The organism is Campylobacterota bacterium, from assembly GCA_020633995.1.
GTDB lineage: Bacteria > Babelota > Babeliae > Babelales > RVW-14 > JACKCO01.
Map to the genome: position 1 here is coordinate 97865 of JACKCO010000003.1, position 25568 is coordinate 123432.

The 25568-nt window shown below is 43.2% G+C and carries 16 protein-coding genes; 9 read left to right on the top strand and 7 right to left on the bottom strand.

Annotated features, from left to right (window positions below; all coding sequences use genetic code 11):
- The first annotated feature begins 251 nt into the window (after positions 1-251).
- Together H6679_00340 and H6679_00345 are read left to right on the top strand one after the other, a co-directional pair.
- Positions 252-1829 carry an ankyrin repeat domain-containing protein gene (locus H6679_00340; GenBank protein ID MCB9492704.1) on the top strand — a complete coding sequence of 526 codons (1578 nt, stop codon included), beginning with the start codon at positions 252-254 and terminating at the stop codon, positions 1827-1829.
- 223 nt (positions 1830-2052) lie between these two features.
- Complete coding sequence (locus H6679_00345) at positions 2053-2364, top strand: hypothetical protein (GenBank protein MCB9492705.1); 312 nt, start codon at positions 2053-2055, stop codon at positions 2362-2364.
- A gap of 206 nt (positions 2365-2570) precedes the next feature.
- Here H6679_00345 and H6679_00350 read toward each other — a convergent pair whose 3' ends face one another.
- From H6679_00350 to H6679_00365, 4 genes are all read right to left on the bottom strand, one after another.
- Positions 2571-3923 (bottom strand): hypothetical protein, encoded by a 1353-nt coding sequence (locus tag H6679_00350; GenBank protein ID MCB9492706.1) that lies wholly within the window; start codon positions 3921-3923, stop codon positions 2571-2573.
- Between the two features lie 11 nt (positions 3924-3934).
- On the bottom strand, positions 3935-4723 hold the full coding sequence (locus tag H6679_00355) for a hypothetical protein (GenBank protein ID MCB9492707.1): 789 nt from the start codon (positions 4721-4723) through the stop codon (positions 3935-3937).
- A 196-nt stretch (positions 4724-4919) separates the two neighbouring features.
- Entirely contained in the window at positions 4920-5339 is a 420-nt protein-coding gene (locus H6679_00360) for a biopolymer transporter ExbD (GenBank protein MCB9492708.1), read from the bottom strand.
- Between the two features lie 9 nt (positions 5340-5348).
- Complete coding sequence (locus H6679_00365) at positions 5349-6044, bottom strand: MotA/TolQ/ExbB proton channel family protein (GenBank protein ID MCB9492709.1); 696 nt, start codon at positions 6042-6044, stop codon at positions 5349-5351.
- 518 nt (positions 6045-6562) lie between these two features.
- Between H6679_00365 and H6679_00370 the strand changes: the two genes are divergently transcribed.
- The 7 genes from H6679_00370 to H6679_00400 all read left to right on the top strand — a co-directional run bounded on the left by H6679_00370 (position 6563) and on the right by H6679_00400 (position 22235).
- The gene (locus tag H6679_00370; GenBank protein MCB9492710.1) at positions 6563-8884 is read left to right on the top strand and encodes a hypothetical protein; all 2322 of its coding nucleotides are present in this window, start codon (positions 6563-6565) and stop codon (positions 8882-8884) included.
- A gap of 43 nt (positions 8885-8927) precedes the next feature.
- Positions 8928-12575 carry a hypothetical protein gene (locus tag H6679_00375; protein MCB9492711.1) on the top strand — a complete coding sequence of 1216 codons (3648 nt, stop codon included), beginning with the start codon at positions 8928-8930 and terminating at the stop codon, positions 12573-12575.
- A gap of 56 nt (positions 12576-12631) precedes the next feature.
- Positions 12632-16084, top strand: coding sequence for a hypothetical protein (locus H6679_00380; GenBank protein MCB9492712.1), 3453 nt, complete (start codon positions 12632-12634; stop codon positions 16082-16084).
- A 45-nt stretch (positions 16085-16129) separates the two neighbouring features.
- Entirely contained in the window at positions 16130-17932 is a 1803-nt protein-coding gene (locus H6679_00385; protein MCB9492713.1) for a hypothetical protein, read from the top strand.
- A 55-nt stretch (positions 17933-17987) separates the two neighbouring features.
- Entirely contained in the window at positions 17988-19796 is a 1809-nt protein-coding gene (locus tag H6679_00390; GenBank protein ID MCB9492714.1) for a hypothetical protein, read from the top strand.
- Positions 19797-19817: 21 nt separating this feature from the next.
- Positions 19818-20888, top strand: a complete 1071-nt coding sequence (locus H6679_00395; protein ID MCB9492715.1) for a hypothetical protein — start codon at positions 19818-19820, stop codon at positions 20886-20888.
- A gap of 141 nt (positions 20889-21029) precedes the next feature.
- Complete coding sequence (locus H6679_00400) at positions 21030-22235, top strand: ATP-binding protein (GenBank protein ID MCB9492716.1); 1206 nt, start codon at positions 21030-21032, stop codon at positions 22233-22235.
- Positions 22236-22393: 158 nt separating this feature from the next.
- Here the strand turns inward: H6679_00400 and H6679_00405 are convergent, their stop codons facing one another.
- The 3 genes from H6679_00405 to H6679_00415 all read right to left on the bottom strand — a co-directional run bounded on the left by H6679_00405 (position 22394) and on the right by H6679_00415 (position 25084).
- Positions 22394-24049, bottom strand: a complete 1656-nt coding sequence (locus H6679_00405; protein ID MCB9492717.1) for a hypothetical protein — start codon at positions 24047-24049, stop codon at positions 22394-22396.
- A gap of 341 nt (positions 24050-24390) precedes the next feature.
- A complete protein-coding gene (locus H6679_00410; protein MCB9492718.1) occupies positions 24391-24777 on the bottom strand; it encodes a HEPN domain-containing protein in 387 nt (128 codons plus the stop codon).
- The gene (locus tag H6679_00415; GenBank protein ID MCB9492719.1) at positions 24764-25084 is read right to left on the bottom strand and encodes a nucleotidyltransferase domain-containing protein; all 321 of its coding nucleotides are present in this window, start codon (positions 25082-25084) and stop codon (positions 24764-24766) included. Before H6679_00415 ends, H6679_00410 begins: the two co-directional genes overlap by 14 nt.
- Positions 25085-25568 lie beyond the last annotated feature (484 nt).

The window sequence follows — 25568 nt, forward strand, 5'->3', positions numbered from 1 at the left end:
AAAAGAGGCGCTTTTGCTTACAAATGTTAATATTTCCTGAGCTAGCAAGAACCTGCCCTCATAGACCACTAAAACGAACCTACAGGAAGATACTGGTATCTACTCTCGAATACTTAATAAATTGACCATTTGACAATACCTACTACGCGTGTTACCATACCTAAAGTAATATAAAAAACGCGCCCTACAGACGCCAAAACACCTAAGAACTCCCGCTCAGGGCACGAGTCACAATAACTATGGAGGTTATTATGAATAAAGCTACCTTATTGCTCATTGCAATACTTTCAACACACTCAGTTTTTGGTGCTGAGAGCACCTACACCCCAACTAACAACACACAAACCGAAGAGACTGAGCAAGCTCAAGAGACTGACTACTTAAGCGAACTCACAAAAGAAATGATGGGGGAGGTCATGTCGCATCTTGATACAAAATCACTCGGCTCACTCGCCCAAGTAAACCTGCTGTGCAATACTGCTGTCACACAACATCCACCATATGCTTTTCAAAAGCTCATCAAGCAGCTTCAGGCAATGCACTTGGTTACGCAAAACAAAGTACTCCCTGAAGTAGAAAAACAGCGCGTTACTGCCATCGTAAATAAAATGCTTGTACACATAGGCTTTACACCAATACAAAAACTCAGCAATCTCATTCAGCTCGAGCAAGTCACAGGCAACATTTTTGATATTACCCTGTTCACCAAGCAAGTAATTGAACAAACCACAGACAGCAACAAAAAAGTTGAGCTCATTATCTTTGCCCATACACGACAACTTTTAACCAACCAAGACCTTCTAGATAACTACCGAGGCCTGTTACACGATGAAAATCTTAGCCATAAAGGCAAAGGCTACTTGTGGTTGGTGTGTAAATATCAAGATGCAAGCTTTTGCCAAGATACCCCATGCAACATAATCACCAATAACAACGATGAACTACAACAATTTGCACGCGGTGTACTGTCTGCATGGTATCAGGCAAGAAAAAAGAATGATAAACAAATACCCACTTTTGTAACTTCTCAAACGGACTTATATACTCAGCTTCAACATTATTATCAAGCTATCGACAATCAACTTTTTACCAACATCACCACAACAACAGCAGAAGATCTCATCACTCAAGACGCTGACGTCAATGCAAAAGACGCTCAAGGCAACACCCCTCTGAGTAGAGCTGCTTTGAATAATCACACTCAAATGGCCGAACTCCTCATTAACAATGGTGCTAACGTCAATGCAAAAGATGGTGAGGGCTGGACGCCTCTGCATGCGGCTGTAATCAACAACCCCGACAATACAGAAACCACTCAACTTCTCATCCAAAACGGCGCTAACATCAACGCAAAAAACAACCATGGCTGCACCCCTCTGCATAACATTGCATTTCTTGCCGACAATACAGAAACCTCTCAACTTTTCATCCAAAACGGTGCTGACATCAACGCAAGAAGCAACCATGGCAAAACTCCTCTGCATTATACTGCACTAACAACCACCCACACCAACATAAAAATCGCCCAATTTCTCATCACAAACGGCGCTGACATCAATGCACTGGACAATACGACATTCGCGCAGATTGCTCAAAATCTACAACCCTCCTTGCTCGACGAGGATGTACGAGCTGCTTCCACACCCAACAGAGAAAGTAATACAAGTCCAGTCATTGAAACAAACGACAGTGATCAGCCTATCCACAACGTTGTTGCTCCCCACAATCAACAAGGCCATTCGGATACATTAAGAACTGCCCTGCTCTGGACAACATTTAGCGGTATTGCAGGCTACGTCGCATTCAAAGTGTTTAAACCATTTGGGTAAATATTATTATGGGGCATCGCTGCCCCATAATAACTAGCCTCATTCTGATAAATTCAAAACTGAATAAAAAATATCAATATAAATAAACCAACTTGACCATTTTACAATAAATGGCTCAAGTGCTATGATATCTAAAGCAATGTAAAAACGTTCTACAAAAGACTTTAAAACCTTATAGATACGGCTTCAGCGCATGAATAACAATAACTGGTAGGAAATTATTATGAATAAAAAAATTTTATTGCTCATTGCAATACTTTCAACACACTCAGTTTTTGGTACTGAGACTTGCACCCCGGATTACAGCACGCAAAAATTAGAAAATGGTAAAACCCCCAATGAATTAACCCCAACAGCACCCTCTAAAGAACTCTCCAATCTAAAAAAGACTACCCTCTTCCTCATCGGATTCGCTCTTGGATGGACCCTTGTATCTAAATTATTACGAGCCTATGCGAAAGCTAATTCTTGGATTTATTATCGTGATTTTGGACCTGTAGCTTTTGGTTGTTCTATTACCTATTACAAAAATTAATTTGAAGTAATTTTTTTGGAATGGAGCCACGTGTGTTTCTTGCACACCTGGCACGCACCACGCAGCAGAAGCGGTTTTCTTTGTCTTACGAACTTTTCATTCAATTATATAATATCCAATAATATTATTCTTTCATCCTTTTCCCACTTCAGACTGGCAATTATCTTGGGATTGATTAAACGGGGAGCAGTACTACTCCCCAAAAGCTAGACGTGATACAGTGGCTTGCTCGTCCAACGAGGAAAACTCTTGTGCTCTTTACCCACCGTTAATGTTTTGATTTTACCACTTGCACGGTTGTACAAAGCAATTTGGCTGTCTAAAATGTGCAGACCTTCTCTATGCTGCTGGGCAAACACAATGTAACGCCCACACTCAGACCAACTCGGCTCAACCTTGTCAGTCCCATCACTGGTCAACTGTACTTCTTTGCGCTCAGCATCAGACAAACTCATCATGCACAGCTGAAATGTTTTACCCACACGGCGTGCGTACACAATCGCATTATTTTTTTGACAATAAGACGGTGAAGAGCAAATGCTCTTGCCATCGGTAAGCTTGCTGTGCTTGTTTGTTTTCATATCAAGATACATAATTTGCGGGCTGCCAGTGAGTGCGTCTGAGCAATACACGACATTGCCATCAGGCAGCATGCATGGAGAAAAGTTATTTCCCTTGTTATGCGTTAACTGTTTGAACACACGTTTTTGCAATTTATTACACAGACGTGTGTCGTACAAATACAGCTGCGCATTGCCAGATCCAGATAAACACAAAACCGCTTGAGAGCCATCGCTTGAAAATGATGGTTGCATCGTGATACCGTCATAGGAGCAAACAATTTTGTGTTGTCCTGAATGTAAGTCGTACGACATTAAACGACTGTTTACTTTGGTAAACTGTGAGTAAAATAGCATCGGTGCTTGCGAATGCCAACTTGGTGCAATATTAATTGTCTTGGCACCAACAACAGTTTTTTCAACATGACAGGCATAGTCTGAAATACAGACTACCTTGTGATTGTTGCTCACCTGTTTACAGTAAGCTAGCGTGCTGAGCACTGGAATTTGTTGGGTGGTCAGCACAGGAATCATTTCATGCGCAAGCATGTGTGCATCAAGCACCCACGTCTCTTTTTTGCATACATATTTTTTGTCAAATACCGTCTGGTCTGAGTCAAGATCTTTGATGAGCGCACGCACTGTTATTTTTTGATCTTTTTTCTCTTTGACTGGTTCAAGGTATAGACACAACGAAGTACCACGATCAAAAAGTTTTTTTGCAACATCTGAGCTTAGATGTTTGGTTGTCTTTTTTAAATCAACAGCAAGTTGGTCACTTAGCTCAAAATCATCACGTACAACTTTTGCAATGTGTGACAAAAATGGATTATTACCAACACACAACGCAAGAACATTTATTTTTTCATGCTCTTGATTGCCTTGCGCTTGTAGTTGCACATTGTCGGCAATGTCTGGCACGAGCAACGCTTTATCAACGTGTGCATGTAAGCTCAATGAAATAAGAACGGCACTTAATACACTATATATTTTTTTCACGCTTTTCTTTCTTATGTCTGTGCAAAATCAATAGTAAATGACTTGCCCCACAAAATACGATTGAATGCAAACTTTTTAGCAACCTTGGTTACGCTCAAATCATAAATGAGCACACCCGAAGAACTAATCAACTTAAACTCACGAACTTTGCCATCAGTACCGATGCTAAAAAAACCACTGCACTTGACTGACTTGTCAAAACCTACTGGTGGCCGCCACAACCGCGACACTTCCTGCTGCACACATGCGTGATACATATTTTCAGGTGTTTGAGCTGTAGACTGCACACTCATTTTTTCAGGCATCTGCTCTTCAACTTTTTTTTCAATGACTGGCTCTTTTTTAATAGCCGTTTCCTCTTTTGGCTTTTCAACTTTTTTAGGCTCAGCCTTCTTGGTTTTTTCAGGCTGTTTTTTTTGCTGCTCAGCCTTTGATTTTTCTTGTTTCACTTCTGGCTTTTTAACCGTTGTTGCAGGTGGCTTAGTTTCTTTTTTCTTCGGCTCTGGCTTTGCTTGTTTTTTAGGTTCAGTTTTTTTTACTTGCTGCTTGACCTCTTGCTTGACCGTCTTTTTTTCAGGTTGTTTGGGCTCACTCTTTTTGGGCGGCACAATGGGCAAACGTTTTGGTGGCTTGTGTGGAGGCACAAATTCAACGAGCATGTTTGGATCACGCTTTTGCCCAAACACTACAAATGTGCTTACATGCTTGCTTTTTGTATCGCACAACAAAAGTGCAAGTGTAACAAAACAATGTAAGCCAAATGAGTAGTACAGATATTTTCGGGCAATTAATAGTTTCATAAGTTCGATGTGCTAGGGTTAAAACAAGCGTTAAGATTTTTTAGAAATGAGGTCGCGATTACTCAGTGTCGTGCTGAATTTATTTCAGCATCCAGATAATGATTTTTCCTATCTCTGGATCCTGAAACAAGTTCAGGAAGACAGTGCTTGCTAGATACCCATACTCCTTTGTAAAAAAATTCTTCAAATAATACCGTTAAGCTGCATTCGCCGACGGCTGACGAGTTGCCATAGCAACGTATTTAACATGGGCCTGCTTAAGCTCTTCAACCAATTCAATCACCCTGCCATACGCAACCGCTTGGTCAGCCTGTACAAACACAGGAGCATCCGGCTTACCTTCCAAAGCCTTTTGCACACCAGCAACCAACTCTTTACGCTCAACGCGCGTGCCATTAAAAAAGAGTGCATCATCCTTGTCCAAACTCACGACAAGTTCCTGCGTCTGCTCGGCCTCCTTGCTCTTGCCTTCTGGCAAATCAAGCTTAATACTGTTCTGCACCATGGGTGCAGCGATTATAAACACCACCAATAAAGTAGCAAATGTGTCGATAAGCGGCGTCAAGGAAACCTCAGGCATGTGAACGCGCTTCATTTTAATTTTACGAAAACGCATGACCTCTCCTTACTTTAAGAATGCTTTTGTCGCAACATTCAAAAATCGATCTGCTATTTGAACCAAGTAAAATTCCATTTTACGCAACTCATTTGCAAAGTAATGAAACGCAATCATGGCTGGAATTGCAACAATCAACCCTGCAAGTGTTGTGGTTAATGCCTCGGCCATCCCCGGTGCGACCGTAGTAATATCTGCCGAACGCTCTTGAGCAATATCAACAAATGCATGAATCAGCCCCCAAATAGTTCCAAACAATCCAACTAAAGGAGCAACTGCAGCACTGGTACTCAGCACCGGTAAATATTGCTCTTGCTCCATAACAACAACATCAACAGACTGGGAAACCATCGTCCCAAGCTGCTCAAGGTCTTTTGTCGCCAGCTGAGCTTTGCCAGCATCTGCCCCACCTTGGTCAAGCACAAGCTTAAGATCGGTCAGATTATGGTGTAAAAATCTTCCGCCAACGCTGTCATGATGGTCCTTGCTGATTGCTATGACATCATTAATCGTCCGAACACGCTTCATGCGGCCCAAAACATCTTGTAAATCTCTTTTATCCCGCTGCATATTAACCAGTTTAAATATGACAATCGCCACACAAAAGACTGATAACATAAAAAGTCCAAGCAGAATAAGCTTACTAACAAAATCAACATGCATTATCAGCTGCCACACAGCCGTCTTAAAAAATGCAACCTTCATAAAACACACTCCCTGAAATCGGCGCCTCACAACAATAACAACAATATCACGTCAGTATAAAGAAAAACAAACCGTAAATAAACGATCTCTGCGTCAAAAAAAGGCACCTTTGCTTAATTGGTCCGATTACTAAGCTCTTTTCTTATTTGACATTCGACTATGCTAGCGCATTACCCTGGGTCGCCACCAAGCCTGTACTCTGTCTAGATCAGGGGCAACCTTGCTCCAAAGATTTTTCACGCTTCACAGCTAACATAAGAAAGCTCGTCATACCGGCCCCCGAGCCGGAGTGACGAGCTTTGCACACAAACACTTCCCCCTTTAACCCCCCACCCCAAAAAATACCCTGGAACCACGGGCAAGATTCGACAGACCAGTCACATATCAATAAATTTCAAATATAAATAATTGACTATCGAGAGCTCGCTCTGGTATTTTTAAGTAAAAGGCCTATATATTTATAGAAAAGGCCTTATATAATGAATATTTAAACTCACTTAGGGGGGAGGAGACCCATTATGAATCACTCAAAATTAATTACTAATGCAAAAAAATGCATTGCGGTGATTGCACTCGTCGTGGCATGGCTTGTACCAAGTACTGCTCAAGCTGCTGAAAGTGAGCAGCTTGTTTTTGAACACGATGTTGTTCGATACGGGGATATTATAAGCTTTGAAGCTTTTAAAGATCCAAAGGCACCACTGCACGGCCATGACCAAAACTACCAGGACACAGACCGCCAACAAGTTGTTGGTCTCAAAGATGATCAGAGTAGCGCAAAAAAACGTAAAAATAACTGGTGGCTTATCATGCCTGAATACGGCAAAGACGTTAGCAAACTCCTCGGACGTCCAATAAGACAAGGAACCACAATCAGACTTCGTCACCTCATGACAAAAAAATTCCTCCACTCAAGCAATGAGTTTACAAGTCCTAAAAGCCTGGGCCAACAGGTCTTTTGTTTTGGCGAACAGGGTACCGATGGAAACTGGACCATCATCCTGGATGCTGACCGCTCAAAAGCTGTTTGGAATATCGAAGACCGATTTGTACTCTTCCACAAACCAACCAGCAGCAACCAGGATATTGAACAAACAAGCGGCAAAAAATTTCTCACACTCTTCCCTGAAACCTCTCAAGACATTGGTGATCAGTACATTATTGCAGCTGCTGATGCACCTTATAGCTGGAAACTTACCCAGTTTCACCCAGAAACAATCAACAATCGCCCGATGATTGAAAAACTTGAACGCACACGACGTATCAAAAGAGCAACACAGCTCGCTAAAGATGCTGACGCAGAAGAAAAGAAAGAACTGCAAGATAATTTACAGGAAGCACTTGAAGAATTGGCTGAAGCAAAAAAAGATCGCGAAAAGATGGCTGAAAAAGCACAGGCTGCCGAAGATGAACTTGCAAATCAAATTAAGAAGACAGAAGAAACAAAAAAAGAATACATAAAGATTCAAGAAACACTGCGTGACCTAACCAAACTTTCGCAAGATGCACTTGCAGAACAAAACCAAAAATTAGATGACGCACTTAAAGCTCAAAAAGAGGCTGAGCAAGCGCTTGAGCAGCAAGAAGATGCAACGGATGATGAAGTAGCAGCCCTTAAACAAAAGCTCAAAGACGCTCTTAAGGCTCAAGAGAATGCACAAAAAACAATAGCCGAAATTCAAGCAGACGCTGAGAAGGCCAAGGATATTAAAAACCAAGAGGCAGACAAAGCGCTCGCTGAAAAAGAAAAAGCTCTGCAAGAAACCATAAAAGCAAAAGAAAAACTTGAAAAAGAAAAAGCGCTTACCAAAGCAATCATAGAAAAAGAACGTATTGAAATTGTTGAAATAGCAGAACAAGAACGCTATGAAAACCTAGTTAAAGAAGTTTATCCGCTCATTGCTGAGCAAGACCGCAATGAAATGACTGAACGCAGCGTAAAATACGGCGATAAGATCTACATTAAGTTTGCCTATGGCAACATTCAACTGCACTCAATTTATGGTCTTGGGTACAACGAGCTTGAGGACGACTCTGGCAATCAACAAGTGATGGGCTACACAGGCAAAACAGGCAACAGCGTATTTGTTGTCAAAACTGCTCACGGGCAAGGTGCCGGCTCAGGCGAAGTCAAACATGGTGACATCATACGACTTGAACATTTCAACTCGGAAAAGAATTTGCACGCTGACAAAGAATCCACAAGTCCTGCCGGATTTGGCGGTGAAGTAAGCTGCTTTGGTAAAAATGGACGTGGTGATGAAGGTGATAACTTCATGATCATGATCGCACAAAATGGTAACCCAAACAATCCTGCTCCTCTTGGCACACCACTTAAATCAAATCATACATTTATGCTTGCTCACGTTAGCAGCAGCGAAAATACAAAATCAAGCACCGTCGATGGAAAAGAATTTGTATGCCCTATCCTCAACAGGCAATTCGATATCTATCGAGTTCATGACATTACCGATAATGACAGCGATTTTCACTTTGTTATCGCACTTTCACCGTCAGAGTGTCACTGGTTTGTTAATGGCTTTCATGACAGTACCACAACAACTGCAAAAGAAAGTCCTAAAGTCGCACAAAAACGGGTATTGAGTAGCACCAGCCATGAAGAGGAAGATGATGATGATCAGACCCGTGTTGGCCGACGACAAGATCTTACCGATCGTCGCAAAACACGTGGACGCTACAAACGTAAAAAACGCGCTCCTGCAAGCAGGCACAAAAGAGAATACAAACGCTATCGCGTGGCACCTAAGGGACAAAAACGCCGCGGTCCGCTTGGCAGCAAAAAAGAGCGTCGTCAAGTAGAACGTAGCGAACGAGGTTAAGCACAAATTGAGAGCAATAAATAAAAAAATTGGGAGACAAACAATGAATGCCTGGAAACAATATAAATTTGTCGTCCTGCTGACACTTTTGGCAGGTAGTATTCTTGGTGTTGAAAAGGCACATGCTCGTCGCTATGCTTCTTCACCAATGGTGTCTGTTACACAGGCTGGTGATTTTACCTACAACCCTTCACAGGGACATCACAAAGTAGAGTTTCGCGCAAACTGGAAGCTCCCAGCACTTGACCGAGGTGCAATTAAGTTTCGCGCTAAAGTAGCATCACATGACATTCATGTCATTTTTTCTCCTGAACTGCGCATTGTCCCTGGACAAGGCTACCAGTTTATCATTGGTGGCTGGGACAATACTAATACCGTTATTCGTCGATCATATGAAGATGATAACACAAGACTGTTAACCGTTACCCGAGATGAAAACCCAGAAGCAATGACACAACGCGGCAAGTGGGAAACATACTGGATCAGCATTGATGAAGGAATCTTACTACTGGGCCGAGGAGACAACGTTGGAGACAACATTGTTGTCGCTTGTGCTGACCCCAACCCACACAAAGGGCTTATGTACTTTGGCCTAAGCGGCTGGGACAATCCGGTAGAATATGCCGACATACAAATTATGCCGTTGGGCGAAGAGTACGTTCAGGCATCACCTGTTTCTGGTAGTACCTCATTTACCTACCGCCCGGCAGAAGCGAGCAGATGGAATGAGGCAACCTTCCGTCCAGAATGGACCATGCAAGAAACTGACAAAGGCTCAATTGTCTTTCGTGCAAAAACAAGTAATGACGTCATCGTTCAGATGTCCACACAACTTTCAGCTAATGAAAACAATGCATATACCGTTGTAATCGGTGGAGGTGGGAACACTAAAGCATTCTTACGACGCGGTACTAATGGGGGAACAAGGCGTACAATTACCAAAGAGGAAAATCCAGATGCTATGGTTGTTGCAAACACCTGGCAAGACTACTGGGTAAGCTATGAAGACGGCCTACTCGCTTTTGGTCGCGGTAGACTCGTTGGCGAAAACACACAAGGGCTATGGCACGATCCAAAGCCTTTGACCGGCATAAAATATTTCGGTCTTTCAGGTTGGGACAAAGCTGTTGAGTATGAAAATATCGCAATCGCAGGCCCAATGCCATCGGGTGAACCTCAAATGACAAAACCAGTAACATCGGGCGACAGCGTTAATTATGGTGACACCGTCAGAATCACAACACACCAACAATTTGATGGCAACAACCTACAACTGCATACCTGGGGCGTTCCATTCACTCACGCTGGCACATCCGGCCAATTTCAAGTAAGTGCATGGCAACATGAAAATGATAGCGACCTTTTCAAAATTATGGGCCCAGATGGCAGCAGTGATGATTATAAACTTGGCCAACCAGTAAAAGCTGACGACATTATCCGCCTCAATCAAATCGATGCCGGCCACAACCTACACTCACATAACACGCATCAAAGCCCCGGCAATCATGGTTTTGAAGTTACCCTTTATCAACACGGTAAAGATTCAAATGACAACTGGCAGCTCATGCTTGATGGTCAAGGAGCTGGCAGCGTTTGGAATAAAGACGCACGGTTCATGCTTAAGCACGTTAACTCACAAGCAACGCTCTACGTTCCAGGCCCAAAGTATGATGTGCGTAAGGGAACAGGATTTCCAGGTACAGACTACCAACACATTGTAGCTACAAAAATTGGAGCTCCAACACAACTATCTAAGTTTTTTGTTAAAGAAATTACCAAAAAAGCACCTGTTGCTCAGCAAACAGAAGACGTTGCAAAACCAGTCACCATCGTTAAAGGCCCTGATGGGCATGAATGGGGACTTGGTGCCAAAAAAGTTCCTGGTGGTTCAATCACCATGTGCAAAAAAGATGACAAATGGATGGAAGTTGATGGCGGCCTGGTACAACTCTCAGTTGGGCCAAAGGGCATTCTATGGGGCGTCAATGAAAATGATGATATTTTCTACCGCGATGGCATTAACTCAGACAACCCAGAAGGTACTGGCTGGAGCCAGGTTCAAGGCAAGCTCAAAGAAGTGTATATCACACCATTTGGCTCAACAGTCTACGGTAAAAATAAAGCTAATGAATTTTTTGTCTCCGCAAGTGGTAATCCAAAAAACCCTGCATGGGAAAAACAAGACCAAGACGATACTCAAGTTACCTATGCTCCAAACATTCAAGGCATGAACACAAAAGTGTACGACACCGACTGGGCGTTACCTGAAAAAAATAAAGGCAGCATAACCTTTGCAGCTCAAACAGTAAAAGACGTTCATATCAACCTTGCACGCAGTGCGGTTGACGAACCAGGCAAAATGTATGAAATCATTATCGGCGGTTGGAACAATACCCAGTCAGTCATTAAAGATGGTCCAAACAATTACCTGTTTAAAACCAAAGCTATTGACGCCATGGTTGACAGCGGCATGGGTAAACGCGACAAACCAGAATGGCACGGCTACTGGATAACCATCGATGGTGGCAAGATTGCCGTTGGTAAAGGCGATAAACTTGGTGAAAATGTCATTATGGAGACCGACGACAACAGCCCACACAAAAATATTCGCTACGTTGGATTTGGCGGCTGGGACGAAGTTGTCAAATTCCGCGAGATCAAAATCGTTGGTCCGCAAAAACCTGAAGAAAAAGAAGTTGTAGAAGTAAAAGCAGAAAAGAAAGATCTTGATAAAGAGTTCTTTGCTCTCACCCGCGACAACTTCTATAAACAACTCATCAAAAACACACAAGAAAAACATACCATTAACTACGGCGACATCATCGAACTCAACCATGTGTACGGTAACATACAAATACATGCTAACAACGCATTTAAATACAACAACACGGGTGGGTCAGGTCAAGTTCAAGTACAAGGCTGGCCAGTTCCTGGTGACGAAAGCAACTACTTCATTGTTAAAGGCCCAGACGGCCAAGATGATAAAACAGGTCCCGTCAAGAGTGGTGACACCATTCGCCTTGAACACAAAGTATCTAAGATGAATCTTCACTCACATGCATCACATCAAAGCCCAAACAAACTTGGTTATGAAATTACGTTGTTTGGCGAAAACGGCAAAGGTGACAGCAATGACAATTGGGTTGTCATGCTTATGGATGATGACCAGTTTGGTAACCCAGCACGAATCGGCTCAGAGTGGACAACTCGTGATAGCGTCAACTTATTTCACGCAAACAGCAGTGACAACAACCAGGCAAACACACCAACAGGCAAACGATTTCTTGCTTGGGGCGGACCAAACCAAATGTTTGACGTTTGGACAACCAACGACAAAAACAGCACAAAACGACACGAGCAATATGAACTTGCTGGCATGCCACAAGAAAGTCACTGGTTTGTTAGTGGATTCCATAAAGACAGCCCTGAAAAGAAAGAAATGAGTACCGCCGAGCCTACAAAAGTAACACCTGATGAGAAAAAAGAAGCTGAAAAAGAAAAAGAAGGCGACAAGAAAAAAGAAGAAGAAAAAGTTGTTGAGAAACCACGCGAACAAAGACGACGCAGAACAAGACGCCGCACGGAAGATAAACTGAGCCGTCGTAGCCGGCGTGATCGTGGTCAAAGGCGTGAACGCGGCAGCCGCAGTAGCCGTAGCGCTCGCACTCGAAGCAGTAGAAGAGCACGATAGAAAGAAACAGTTAAAGGAAATAATTTAAATAACAATCCTTAGGGGGAGCAAAAGACATGAAATATTCACTCTATCATTCAATCAAACACTGGCTTGTGAACATACTTGCCTTAGGCCTTGTATGCTCGTCAGCACACGCAGGACATGGTTTTAAAGATGTTGCTGGCGCGTGGTACGGGCTTGATAAAGGTAACAAAATCAATGTTACCTCCAAAGCAAGCAACCAAGTAAAAAAAGAGGATTACCTGAAAGCCCCCGCAAATATGAACGAGTACTTTGGGCAAGACCCGATTCCAGGCACAGTTAAAACAGCAGCGTTCCATTTGATTTTTGACGATGGCTATGATCTGCATCTGCGCTGCCCTGAACATCATTACACAAACTTTTATGCTATTTATGCTCAACCATCACAAGACCCTAAACACCACGGCGGCAAACTGACCCCCGACAACAATCCTGATATCAGACGTATCCCCCCAAATTTTCCAGCATTGCCAGCACCAGCTGAAATGGAACTTGGCAGAGTTTACACCAGTAGCGACAAGCAACACATCAACGACATTCACAATAATCATGTCATCCCAAAGCTCAAACAAATTCTTAAAGAATACGGCTTCATCTACATTCCTGATTGGAAAGCTTTCTTAGGTGAACAAAACTACCAAACATTTCAAGCCGAAGGTGAACACGCCGTCTACATCCATATCTTTATGAGAAACATCGAAAACAAATACGAAATTCTAGATTTCAAATTTGTTATGAGCATTGGAACCGACCAAGTTATTATCTACCCTACCACACCCGAAAACGCTGCAAAACACTTAGATGGCACAGAAAAGCAGCCAACCGAACCGGTTATGCCGGCAGTAGCAGCAACGCCGGTATCAGACTCGACCATTGCCTATGGTGACGTACTACGTATCAACTTTAGAGCTCTGGATCTTCGCCTACATGCGTGGAATCAACCATACAGACATCCAGGCACGTCAGGCCAGTTCCAAGTAAGCGCATGGGCTTATCAAGATGACAATGATCTGTTTAAAGTACTAGGCCCAGATGGTACAGACGAAGACTACATGCTTGGCCAGCCAGTGAAAGCTGAGAGTACTATACGTCTTAAGCATATGGCAACCGGACACAACCTACACTCACACACACAACACATGAGCCCAGGCAACCATGGCTATGAAGTTACACTCTTTCAACACGGTAAAGATTCAAATGATAACTGGAATGTCTTAATCGATGGTAAAAGTGCAGGACAAAACTGGGACAAAGCTGACAATTTCAGACTCTTTCACGTCAATACCAGCAGCTACCTCTACCTCCCAGGTCCTAAATTTGACGTACGCGAAGGTACTGGTCTTGGTGGCTCAGACTTGCAATACATCATTGCTGCAAAAGCTACAGCAGGAACACCCTCTATTGAAGTTGCACGAATTATCTCACAGTCTCCAATGTTTGTAAAAGATATTACTCAACGTGCATCAGCTCCGGAAAAACCTGAAACTACTGATACTAAGCAAGACACACCAACTACGGTGGTTAAGGGCCCAGAGGGACATGAGTGGGCACTTGGCTCTAAAAAAGTACCTGGTGGTTCAAATATCTTGTGTAAAAAAGATGACAAATGGATGGGGATTGATGGCGGACTAGTAAAACTAGCGGTCGGTAAAAAAGGCATCTTGTGGGGTGTTAATGAAAATGACGACATTTTCTACCGCGATGGCATCAGCGCAAGCAAACCAGAAGGCACCGCATGGATACACGTACAAGGTAAATTAAAATCAATCTTTATCACACCATTTGGCACGGTCTACGGAAAAAATGCAGCAAATGAGTTTTTTGTTTCCTTCAGCGGTGATCCTAAAAATCCAGCATGGGAAAAACAAGAGCAAGACGCAACCAAATTTACCTATGCCCCTGACATACAAGGTCTTGACGTCAAAACATATCATTCAACATGGAAGTTACCAGAAAAAGGTAAGGGCTCTGTAATATTCAAAGCACTTTGCTACAAAGACGTTCACGTCAACCTAGCACCAAACCAGGTTGATGAAAAAGGCAAAATGTATGAGCTTGTTATCGGTGGCTGGGAAAATACACAAACAGTTGTCTATGAACCAGAGGCTCGAGCACAAAACAAACAAGAGTTTATGTTTCAGAGCAAAGCCGTTGATGCACTCATTGAAAGCGGCCTAGGCAAAAGTGACAAGCCTGTCATGCATGAGTACTGGGTCAGCTATGACAATGGCAAGATTACCGCAGGACGAGGCAGCACAATTGGCGAAAACACCTTCATAGATGTTAAAGATGACACACCGTTTGAAGACATTCAGTACATCGGACTGGGTGGCTGGAACAACGTTGTTAAATTTCAAGACATCAAAATAGTTGGTGCTGCCCAAGAAAAAGAAGAAGCCAAAGAAGAAGTAAAAGAAGCTGTTAAAGCAGATCCTCTTGATCAAACCTTCTTTAATTACACACGTAGCAACTTCTTTAAACAGCTGATTAAAAATACTCAGCAAAAACATACCATTAACTATGGCGACATCATCGAACTTAACCACGTGTATGGTAACGTTCAAATTCACGCTAACAACGCCTTCAAATACAACAATGAAGGTGGCTCAGGACAAGTTCAAGTTCAAGGCTGGTCGGTTCCTGGCGACGAAAGCAACTTCTTCATCGTCAAAGGCCCAGACGGCCAAGATGATAAAGAAGGTCCCGTCAAGAGCGGCGACACAATTCGCCTTGAACACAAAGTATCTAAGATGAACCTTCACTCACATGCTTCTCACCAAAGCCCTAACGATTTTGGAGCCGAAGTTACCTTGTTTGGCAGTGACAGTAAGGGTGATAGCAATGACAACTGGGTTGTTATGGTCATGGATGATGATCAATTTGGTAACCCATCAAAAATTGGCACAGAGTGGACGACGCGTGATAGCGTTAACTTCTTCCACCACAACACCAGCACAGACAAAAACGCAAGCAATGTCTCGAATAAGAGCTTCTTGACCTGGGGTGGACAAAAACAAATGTTTGACGTCTGGAAAACTAACGATAAGGACAGCACAAAGTCACACTTACAGTACGAACTTGCTGGCACTGATCGTGAAAGTCATTGGTTTGTAAGCGCATTCCACAAAGACAGCCCAGAAAAGAAAACAATGACCACTGCAGCAGTTCCACCGAAAAAAGTAACCCAAGATGAAAAGAAAGAAGCTGACAAAGAGCGTAAGGGAGACGAAAAAGTCGACCCACGTCGCGTTGTGCGTCGCAGCAGAACACGACGTCGTAGAGGCGAGGTGGCTGAGGTTGACGACCAAGCTCGTTCAGCTCGTAGCAGACAAGTACGTGACCGCGGTACAAGATCTCGTGGTAGACGTCGTGAACGTGGTGCTCGCGGAACAAGCAGACGTGAAAGCCGCTCAGTTCGTGGTAGACGTGGACAACGCAGCAGAGAAACGTCAGCACGTGATCGTCGCGGCAGATTAAGAGATTAAGTAAAAGGTTATTAAAAAAACAAAAGTAAACAGGAGAGAGCAATCATGAAAAATGCATTAACATTTTCGCATAGATCTGTACGGCTGCTGCTTGCATTACTTGCAATTATTGGTTTTGCACAAGCTAACGCGGCAACGGTCAAGTTTGGCGATACCATTCGCCTGACAGCTGATGTGAATGGCCAGGATTTTCAGCTCCATTCATGGGGAAAAAATTTTTCTCATGAAAAGACTTCCGGGCAACAACAGGTGAGCGCATGGAAAGCGCAAGATGATAACGACTGGTTTATCGTGATGCCAGAACACGGCCGCTCAGACGATTATAAAAAAGGTGAAGCAGTCAAAGCTGGTGATACACTCAGACTCAGACACAAGGAAACAGGCAAAGAACTTCACTCTCATGACATAAACGTCTATGGGCACCCTGCTCCAAACAACGAAGGACAAGAAGTAACCTGCTACGACCCAGACGATGCAAATGATAATTGGGTTCTTGTCATTCGTGGCAAATCTGACGGAGAATGGGAAACCGATGACAGTGTCAACTTCAAACACAAGGCAACTAAAAAAAGCGTCTTTTTAAACATTCCAGGCTCAACATTTGACGTCCGCAAAGGAACCGATGCACCAGGACAAGATTTTCAAAATGTTGTCAGTGCAAAAGAAGAAGACACCCCTTCTCAATGGTTTTACGTCAAAGACATTCAAGAAGTAGCCTCAGCTGAGCAAAAAGAGAACAAGAAAGAAGAAGCAAAAGAAGAGTCCAAAAAAGAAGATAAAGAGGACGATGACCAACTCGACATGGAGTTTTTTGCTCTGACCAAAAATGTAATGGCAAAGCAACGTCTTAAAAATACGCAACAAAAACACACCATCAACTATGGTGACATCATCGAACTTAACCACGTCTATGGTAACGTTCAAATCCACGCCAACAACGCATTTAAGTACAACAACGAAGGCGGTTCTGGCCAGGTACAAGTCCAGGGCTGGACAGCTCCAGGCCAAGAAGAAAACTTCTTCATCGTCAAAGGCGCAGATGGTCAAGATGATAAAGAAGGTCCCGTCAAGAGCGGTGACATTATCCGCCTTGAACACAAAGTTTCTAAAATGAATCTCCACTCACATGCTTCACACCAAAGCCCTAATGGCTTCGGTTATGAAATTACGCTGTTTGGCAGCAACGGAAAAGGTGACAGTAATGACAACTGGGTTCTGATGGTAATGGACGATGACCAGTTTGGTAATCCTGCCAAATCAGACACCGAATGGACAACACGTGACAGTGTCAACCTTTATCACCACAACTCGAGTGACAATAAATCTGTGGGTAATGTTTCAGGCAAGCGATTCTTGACCTGGGGTGGACCAAAACAAATGTTTGATGTTTGGACTACCAACGACAAAAATAGCCCAAAACGCCATGACCAATTTGAGCTTGCTGGTACAGAGCATGAAAGTCATTGGTTTGTAAGCGCATTCCACAAAGACACCCCCAAAGAAAAAGAAATGGCTATCGCAACCGAGCCACCTAAAACAGTAACTGCAGACAAAGAAGATGTGAAAAAACAAGAAGAAGGTGACAAAGACAAAGATAAAGAAGACGAAGAAGAGGAAGTAGTCGCTGACGCACGAAGCGTAAGAACTCGCAGAACACGAACGGCTCGTACACGCGGTACAAGAGGTACAACTCGTCGGTCAAGAACATCACGTCCAGAACGCGGAGCACGAGGAACTCGAACCACAAGAACAAGAGCTACACGCAGCACACGAACAAGCCGTGGCCGTGAACGTGCAGGACGTAGAACAACTCGTACTTCACGCCGCAGTGCGCGTTACGAAGGATAAATAAAGAGGGGAGCAATGCTCCCCTTCTATAACAAAAAACCAGGGGGATTTGATAATGAACGGTTCACTTTTTAAACGCTATTTAGCGAGCACGCTTATCCTGATGGGACTTGCATGTTCATCAGTAAACGCAGCTAACTTTAAAGTAGTTCACGCGTGGTATGGCTTTGATGGCAATGAAACCATCGACGTCACAACAAAACTTGCTGAGCAGCTCAACAAAGATGGCTACTTAAGCTTTCCTGCGGATATGAACAAATATTATGGCAAGGACCCGATTCCAAACAAAGTAAAAGTAACCGCCTATCATCTCCAGACTGAAGCTGGTCACAATTTTCACTTCAGAACCCCTGAATGGGCAGATTCTCACCTTGCAAACATTGTTTCAAATGTTTCTGGCAAATCGCTCAATCGAGAAAAAGATCCTAAAGATAGAAAACTTCCTTCAGGCTTTCCAGACATTATGCCTCCTGCAGAAATGGAAGCTGTACATGCATGGTACGGGAATGAAACCAATGTCGTTATCGACAAAATAAAAGAAAATATAAAAGAATTTGGCTTCATTTACATGCCTGACATTAAAAAGGCATTCAATGACACCGACTCAAGTAGTAAAAAACTTGCCATCCACTTACGACTAAGAAATCACGACGATGTTGGGCAAATACTCGACGTACATCTACGAGCAGACAGTGATAAACCATTCATTTTCTATCCGATCAATCCTGCTGAAACAACTATGGCCAAAGAAGAGAAAAAAGACGAACCTAAAAAAGACGTCGAAGAAAAAGTTGTAGAAAAAGCAACAGAAGATACACAAGCGCTTGACATGGACTATTTCGCGCTAACACACAGCGTTGCATCAAAACAATTGCTAAAAAATACGCAACAAAAACACACCATCAACTATGGTGACATCATCGAACTTAACCACGTCTATGGTAACGTTCAAATCCACGCCAACAATGCATTTAAGTACAACAACGAAGGCGGTTCTGGCCAGGTACAGGTCCAGGGCTGGACAGCTCCAGGCCAAGAAGAAAACTTCTTCATCGTCAAGGGCGCAGATGGCCAAGATGATAAAGAAGGTCCCGTCAAGAGCGGTGACATTATTCGCCTTGAACACAAAATTTCTAAAATGAATCTCCACTCACATGCCTCGCACCAAAGCCCTAACGACATTGGTTATGAAATAACTTTGTTTGGCAGCGATGGCAAAGGTGACAGCAATGACAACTGGGTTCTGATGGTAATGGATGATGACCAAATCGGTAATCCTGCAAAGTCAGATACCGAGTGGACAACTCGCGACAGTATCAATTTTTACCACCACAACACCAGTGACAACAAAGCGGTCAGCACTGTTTCTGGCAAACGCTTTTTAACCTGGGGCGGACCAAATCAAATGTTTGATGTTTGGACCACCAACGAAAAAACTAGTCCAAAACGCCACGATCAATTTGAACTTGCGCTCACCGGACATGAAAGTCATTGGTTTGTAAGCGCATTCCACAAAGACACCCCTAAAGAAAAGAAGATGGCAATTGCAACAACACCACCGAAAAAGGTCACCGCTGACAAAGAAGATGTTAAAAAACAGGAAGAAGGCGACAAAGATAAAGATAAAGAAGACGAAGAAGAAGACACAACCGATGTACAAAGCGTAAGAACTCGCAGAACACGAACGGCTCGTACACGACGTACAAGAGGCACAACACGCCAAGCAAGAGCACCACGCACAGAACGCAGCACAAGAGGCGCAAGAACAAGAACCACACGCAGCACACGAGCAAGCCGTGGTCGTGAACGTGCGGGACGTAGAACAACTCGTACTTCACGCCGCAGCGCACGTTATGAAAAATAATAAATAAAAAAGGGGAACGTTATGAACTACTCTCGCTTAACAAAAAGCATTGTCCATCTGCTCAGCATGCTGCTGTGCCTGTCAACAGCTGCGCACGCTGCCCTGACGCAGCCGGCAATGCCAGTTATCGCAAGCTATAACAAGCAAACTCATCCACAGCAAACCATCAAATATGGCGATGTAATCAATATCCGTCATGCCTACTGCAAGGTGCAACTTGATGGAAGTAGCAAAAAAACATTTGATTCTGGCAACCGTGAAGTGTTTGGACTGGACGGCAGCGACAACATGCACTCATTTGTTGTGCATGGCCCACACGGCAGTGCCGCTGACTATCAAAAAGGTGAGCCAGTCAAGCATGGCCACATTATTCGCCTTGAGCCGTACGATTCTAACGCGTTCTTAACCGCCAATCTTAATGTAAGCAGCCCAGACGAGTTTGGTCCAGAAGTTTCATGCGCAGCAGGTAGCAGCAAGGCGTGTGACTGGATGGTGTTGATGAGCAAAGACGGTATGGCACACACACCAGCAGCTGCAGGCAGCGCACTGACAACACACGATAATTTTTCACTCTACCACGTAGCAAGCAGCAAAAATGAAGACTCTAAAACCACCTCTGGAAAAATGTTTTTGACTTGGGTTCCAAACACCGTCTACCAAACAGGTGATGGAAGCATGGGGCACGTCATCTCAATGGGTGATCAAGAAAGCCATTGGTTTGTAAAATCACTCTACGGCCAAGATGAAACACCAGACGTTGATGAGCCAGAGGGCCAACAAGTAAGCGTTGCAAAACCAGTTATTTCAGGCGAAGGGCCAGCGATCAGAATAATTGCTGAAGAAAAAGATCGCGATGCTACACAACCACTTGTTCGTCGTGAACGTCGCCGTCCTGGCAGAACACGAACCATCGAACGTAAATATGGCCGCAAAGGAACTGGCAGAACACGAGGAGCGCGCTCTGGCGCAGGCATGAGCAGCCGCCGTGACCGTCGAGCAGAACGTGCTACACGTACAAGCACAGCACGCAAAGACAGACGAACCGAGCAGCGAGCAAAATATCAAGATTATCTTGAAAGCAAAGGTCGTTAAAGACCGATGCTTTTAGGTTATAAGGCGGGGACCGAAATCCCCGCCTTTTTTATTTGCAGAAAAGCCCTCAATACTTGCACCTTTAGGCGTACTTGTGCTAATTTAATATTAAGTATTAAATTAGCACAGAAAGGTGTAATCATGTTTAAACGAGACTTAGAAAAAATTCTGTTAGAGTATACAAAATTTCCAGTCGTCGCCATTTTGGGGCCGCGACAATCTGGCAAGACAACACTTGCTCAAGCAACATTTAACAACTACACCTATGTTTCGCTTGAAGACCTCAAAACACGGGAACTCGCGCTTGAAGACCCACAAAATTTTTTGGCCATGCACGAAAACGAGCATGGCATCATTATTGATGAGTTTCAAAATGTACCAGACATTCTGTCCCAAATTCAGATTATTGTTGATCAAAAAAAACGCCCTGGCTACTTTGTTTTAACTGGGTCTCAAAATTTTTTAATGAATCAAGCAATCAGCCAATCTCTTGCTGGACGTGTTGGCATTTTAACATTGCTCCCCCTCTCGCTGCATGAGTTGAATTCAAATAACCTACTCACACCCGACGTCAATCAAACAATCATTAACGGCTTCTATCCACGAATTTACGACGAATCATTTTCACCTTCACAACTCTACCCTTCATACATTCAAACATATGTACAGCGCGATGTTCGCCAGCTTTCACATGTTGGTGATCTCAATGCTTTTATAAAATTTATAAAACTTTGTGCTGGTCGCATTGGTCAAATTCTCAATATGTCAGAAATAGCAGGCGTATGTGGCATCAGTACACCAACAGCACAACGTTGGCTCTCAATTTTGCAGGCAAGCTACATCATTTTTCTCTTACAACCCTACTTCAATAATTTTAACAAGCGCCAAACAAGCGCTCCTAAATTATACTTTTTTGATACAGGCATTGCATGCAGCCTCTTGGATATAACATCGGCAGATCGCCTTGGCGTTGACCGCCTCTATGGCAATATGTTTGAAAATTTTATTATCGCAGACCTATACAAGCAGTACTACACAGTTGGCAAACAACCACCTGTATATTTTTGGCGAGACAAAAACGGCAGGCTTGAGGTTGACTGCATCATCGAAGAAGAAAGAACAATCTTTCCCGTAGAAATAAAATCAGGCAAAACAATAGCAAGTGACTTTTTTACAAACCTCAAAGAATGGAGCCAACTTGCACAAAAAAATAATCTTGACCTTGGCACAAATTTTATTGTCTATGGAGGCCAGCAGTCACGCACCTGGGACAACTGGGCAACCATTGGCTACCAAGATGCAGGGGTATTACTTGAAAAATATCTTAAACCAACGTCAAATGAATGAAAACTGTGTTTTCTTCTCGGGCAAGAAATTTAGATCCTCTGGTCAATCCCCTTGTCAAGCAAGAGGGCAGGCTTGGTACCGGTATGATGTGTTACATAGCGTATTTCAAAAAAAATTAGCCAATCATAGCCCTGGTACAAAGTTTATTCGTTTACTCTTTAGGATTTGATTTTAGGTAAAGGAGTTGAAAAATTATAACCAACCGTTTGTGCCAGCTCTTTATACTCAAGACTTAAGCTAGCGTAATCATTTATCGTAATATACCAGGCACCAAACTCACCGCGTAAAAAGTCTTTTGTTTGCTGGTCTGCATTTTTTGCAATCGCTGCAAGGTATTTTTCCATATGCCTATTAAGCATGTATCGCGCACATGTTACTGTTTGCTGGCCACTTTTCTCACATAACATCTCTTGTGTAACAAGATTATGACGCACAAGCATCTCAATGCCATCTTTGTGTTTGTCATAATTCGCACATAAAAAATAGAGTAAGCTCTTATCAGCATCCTGACTGCCATCACGCAAGGTCAAACAGCACATTCTGAAATGATCTTTTTGACCTTGCACACCAAGAAGATATGGAATGTGCTGCCAGCCCATTTCCGAGGTTTCATATTTGAGCAATGCGGCACCGGTAGCAACATCGTCATTTTTTTTGGCAATACCCAATAGCTGCGCAACACGGTCTTTGTAGTTTTCTCGCTTCTCAGCAGGAATTGTTTTATACGCAAGATCAACAATTTTTTCAACAACTGACGCTTGTCTATTATCCACCGCAATATGACATGCATGAGCTAAATGATTTTCCCCATACCGAGTCTCATCATTTTGCACATCCCATAGATTTATGAGGTAGTCAACCAATGGAGCATTACCGTTCTTTGCAGCATACAAAAGTATGTTTTTTTCCCTCTTAAATTCAGTAAAAAGTAAATCATCATTCACATCAATACATTTTTTAACAACCGCATCTTGGCCAAGGTCAAAAGCATGCTCGAGCAATTTTTTGCTCTGCCCTTTTGCTGATAGATCTTTATCTAGGCTGATTTTAAAACGCTCAGCCTGTGCAAGCAAATAATCTAGTTTTTTAGCATCAACGTTTTGTTGATCGAGCATTTTGTTTAACTCATCCACAACACTATAATCATAATCGCCCGTCACGGTTTGATACCAAGATGCAACGTTTGCCACCAGCAACACGCCAACACCCAGCAAGTAACGCATGTCAGTGCGATAATCACTCGCCTCACGCAATGCACGTGCGAGCACGTATGCATTTTGCAGCGCAGCACGTGTTTGTGCGTCAGTTTCTGGGTGAATTGCAAGTGCCTCACACATTGCCACAGCACCTGCCACGCATGAAAGCACGTAGTCTTGCAACTGTGAAGGGCTGGCACATTGTTGATCTACTAGCTTTTTTTCAAACGTGTGATCCTCTGTTGAGAGTGCATGCAGCCCGTTGGTAAACAGTTGCATCGCATCATAGCCAAACAACAGTCCTTCTTGAATTTTGTTTGCGTCACGGTCTTGCTCGTACCAGCTGTTGTATGCTTTAACAGCATGGCCTGTCACACGTGCAGCATCACGCACTGCGCAACGTGCGTACTGTGCTTTGGTTGAACCACTCCCTTTTTGCGCAGTTACAAACAAATCTGCAAATGTTTCCACTCCTGCAAACACACACTGTGCTTTTTCTGCCTTGGTTGACACTTTCCAGTTGTCACTAACACTTGGCAAGCTCACTTTAGCGTTACTTTGTGTACTCAGCCCAACACTCAGCACAAGAAGTAACGATTTAAAAAACATTTTACTCATCAAAAACCTTTCGCTTATAAAAATGGAAAAAATGCCTGCTAACAATATCAAAAAAAAATGTTCTTATAAAATAAATGATTTTCGCTTAGATTTTTTTGAAAAAATGAAGAACAAGTTCTGGATCCCGGCTCGGAGGCCGGGATGACGAGTTGGCGGGGCCGGGATGACCCCCTGGTCAAGCAAGGGGGCAGGCTCGAAGGTTGCTACGATTAGCAAGTTTGCTTACAAAAAAAAATTTGTCATTCCCGACTCTGATCGGGAATCTAGATCCTCTGGTCAATCCCCTTGTCAAGCCAGAGGACAACCAGTAGAACAGGTCGCACAGAAAGGTGTAACCATGTTTAGATAGAATTTTTCATCTTCATCTGAATAAAATCAAAGACTCTTTTTGCTGTTTCGATTGCATCCTCTGCTTCTCCTCTGTCGATATCAAAATAATCATCTGGGTAACGAGAATGTATCGCAAATGGATTAAGCTTTTTTACATCATCTTTTAGTGCCAGAAAGTCAGCATCTGATTCACAACAAATCTTTAGTAGATATTCTAAATCATGAGTACGCTCTAGTGGGTTTCCTTTAAAAATTAAAAATCCCTTCAGAACTTTTTCTGCGCATTGATGAGTGTGATAGGCAACGCAATCAAGTGTATCATCATCGTCTCTTAGGCCCTTGTGTGCCATTTTTAAGTCACTTTGTGCCTTAGCAAACCAATCTTTATGCCCTGGCATAGAGAACCTTTCCCTCTTTTTTTATCTTGTAACACAACGTTGAAGAATCTGCAGTTGTTTTTGCAAACTCATCTTTGGTATAAATTAAAAGATCTTTTGGGACTTTTAATTCCCATAAGGCTTCTGCACCCGCATCACCTCTTCTGTGTATTTTTTGGTCTGACTGATCAATCACAATAAGTAAGTCTAGGTCACTTCCTGCGTCGGGCTGACCCCACGCGTGTGAGCCAAAAAGGTATATCGTGATGGGATTATATGCCGAAACAAGTTTTTTTGTTACTGCTTCAATCATTTCATTCGATACCATGAATAACGCTCCTTTGCCTAAAAGCAGAATCAATTTCGCAATATGCACAAGAATTATTTTATTTTAAAGGAATTTAGATCCTCTGGTCAATCCCCTTGTCAAGCAAGAGGACAGGTCAGAGGATGCCCCCCTGTAGGCTCGTCGCTCCGGGCTTGATCCGGAGTCCATTCCTAAAGATAAAACCTATGTTTTTTACTCAAGTATTACCATGGATCCCGGCTCGGAGGCCGGGATGACAAGTTGGAAAGGCCTGGATGCCCCCCTGTAGGCTCGTCACTCCGGGCTTGATCCGGAGTCCATTCCTAAAAAATAAAACTTATGTTTTTTACCCAAGTATTACCATGGATCCCGGCTCGGAGGCCGGGATGACGAGTTGGCAAGGCCGGGATAAGAGTTGGCAGGTTCAGTACTATCAAAAGTGTTTTTGAGGTGCTCGTTGTTAACTCAAATCCAACAAAAAATTTGTCATTCCCGACTCTGATCG

What these genes read in the sequence shown, in the direction of transcription:
- H6679_00340 (MCB9492704.1), top strand. Translation starts at nt 252, where the DNA reads ATGAATAAAGCTACCTTATTGCTCATTGCAATACTTTCAACACACTCA.
- H6679_00345 (MCB9492705.1), top strand. Translation starts at nt 2,053, where the DNA reads ATGAATAAAAAAATTTTATTGCTCATTGCAATACTTTCAACACACTCA.
- H6679_00355 (MCB9492707.1), bottom strand. Translation starts at nt 4,723, where the DNA reads ATGAAACTATTAATTGCCCGAAAATATCTGTACTACTCATTTGGCTTA.
- H6679_00360 (MCB9492708.1), bottom strand. Translation starts at nt 5,339, where the DNA reads ATGCGTTTTCGTAAAATTAAAATGAAGCGCGTTCACATGCCTGAGGTT.
- H6679_00365 (MCB9492709.1), bottom strand. Translation starts at nt 6,044, where the DNA reads ATGAAGGTTGCATTTTTTAAGACGGCTGTGTGGCAGCTGATAATGCAT.
- H6679_00370 (MCB9492710.1), top strand. Translation starts at nt 6,563, where the DNA reads ATGAATCACTCAAAATTAATTACTAATGCAAAAAAATGCATTGCGGTG.
- H6679_00375 (MCB9492711.1), top strand. Translation starts at nt 8,928, where the DNA reads ATGAATGCCTGGAAACAATATAAATTTGTCGTCCTGCTGACACTTTTG.
- H6679_00380 (MCB9492712.1), top strand. Translation starts at nt 12,632, where the DNA reads ATGAAATATTCACTCTATCATTCAATCAAACACTGGCTTGTGAACATA.
- H6679_00385 (MCB9492713.1), top strand. Translation starts at nt 16,130, where the DNA reads ATGAAAAATGCATTAACATTTTCGCATAGATCTGTACGGCTGCTGCTT.
- H6679_00390 (MCB9492714.1), top strand. Translation starts at nt 17,988, where the DNA reads ATGAACGGTTCACTTTTTAAACGCTATTTAGCGAGCACGCTTATCCTG.
- H6679_00395 (MCB9492715.1), top strand. Translation starts at nt 19,818, where the DNA reads ATGAACTACTCTCGCTTAACAAAAAGCATTGTCCATCTGCTCAGCATG.
- H6679_00400 (MCB9492716.1), top strand. Translation starts at nt 21,030, where the DNA reads ATGTTTAAACGAGACTTAGAAAAAATTCTGTTAGAGTATACAAAATTT.
- H6679_00405 (MCB9492717.1), bottom strand. Translation starts at nt 24,049, where the DNA reads ATGAGTAAAATGTTTTTTAAATCGTTACTTCTTGTGCTGAGTGTTGGG.
- H6679_00410 (MCB9492718.1), bottom strand. Translation starts at nt 24,777, where the DNA reads ATGCCAGGGCATAAAGATTGGTTTGCTAAGGCACAAAGTGACTTAAAA.
- H6679_00415 (MCB9492719.1), bottom strand. Translation starts at nt 25,084, where the DNA reads ATGGTATCGAATGAAATGATTGAAGCAGTAACAAAAAAACTTGTTTCG.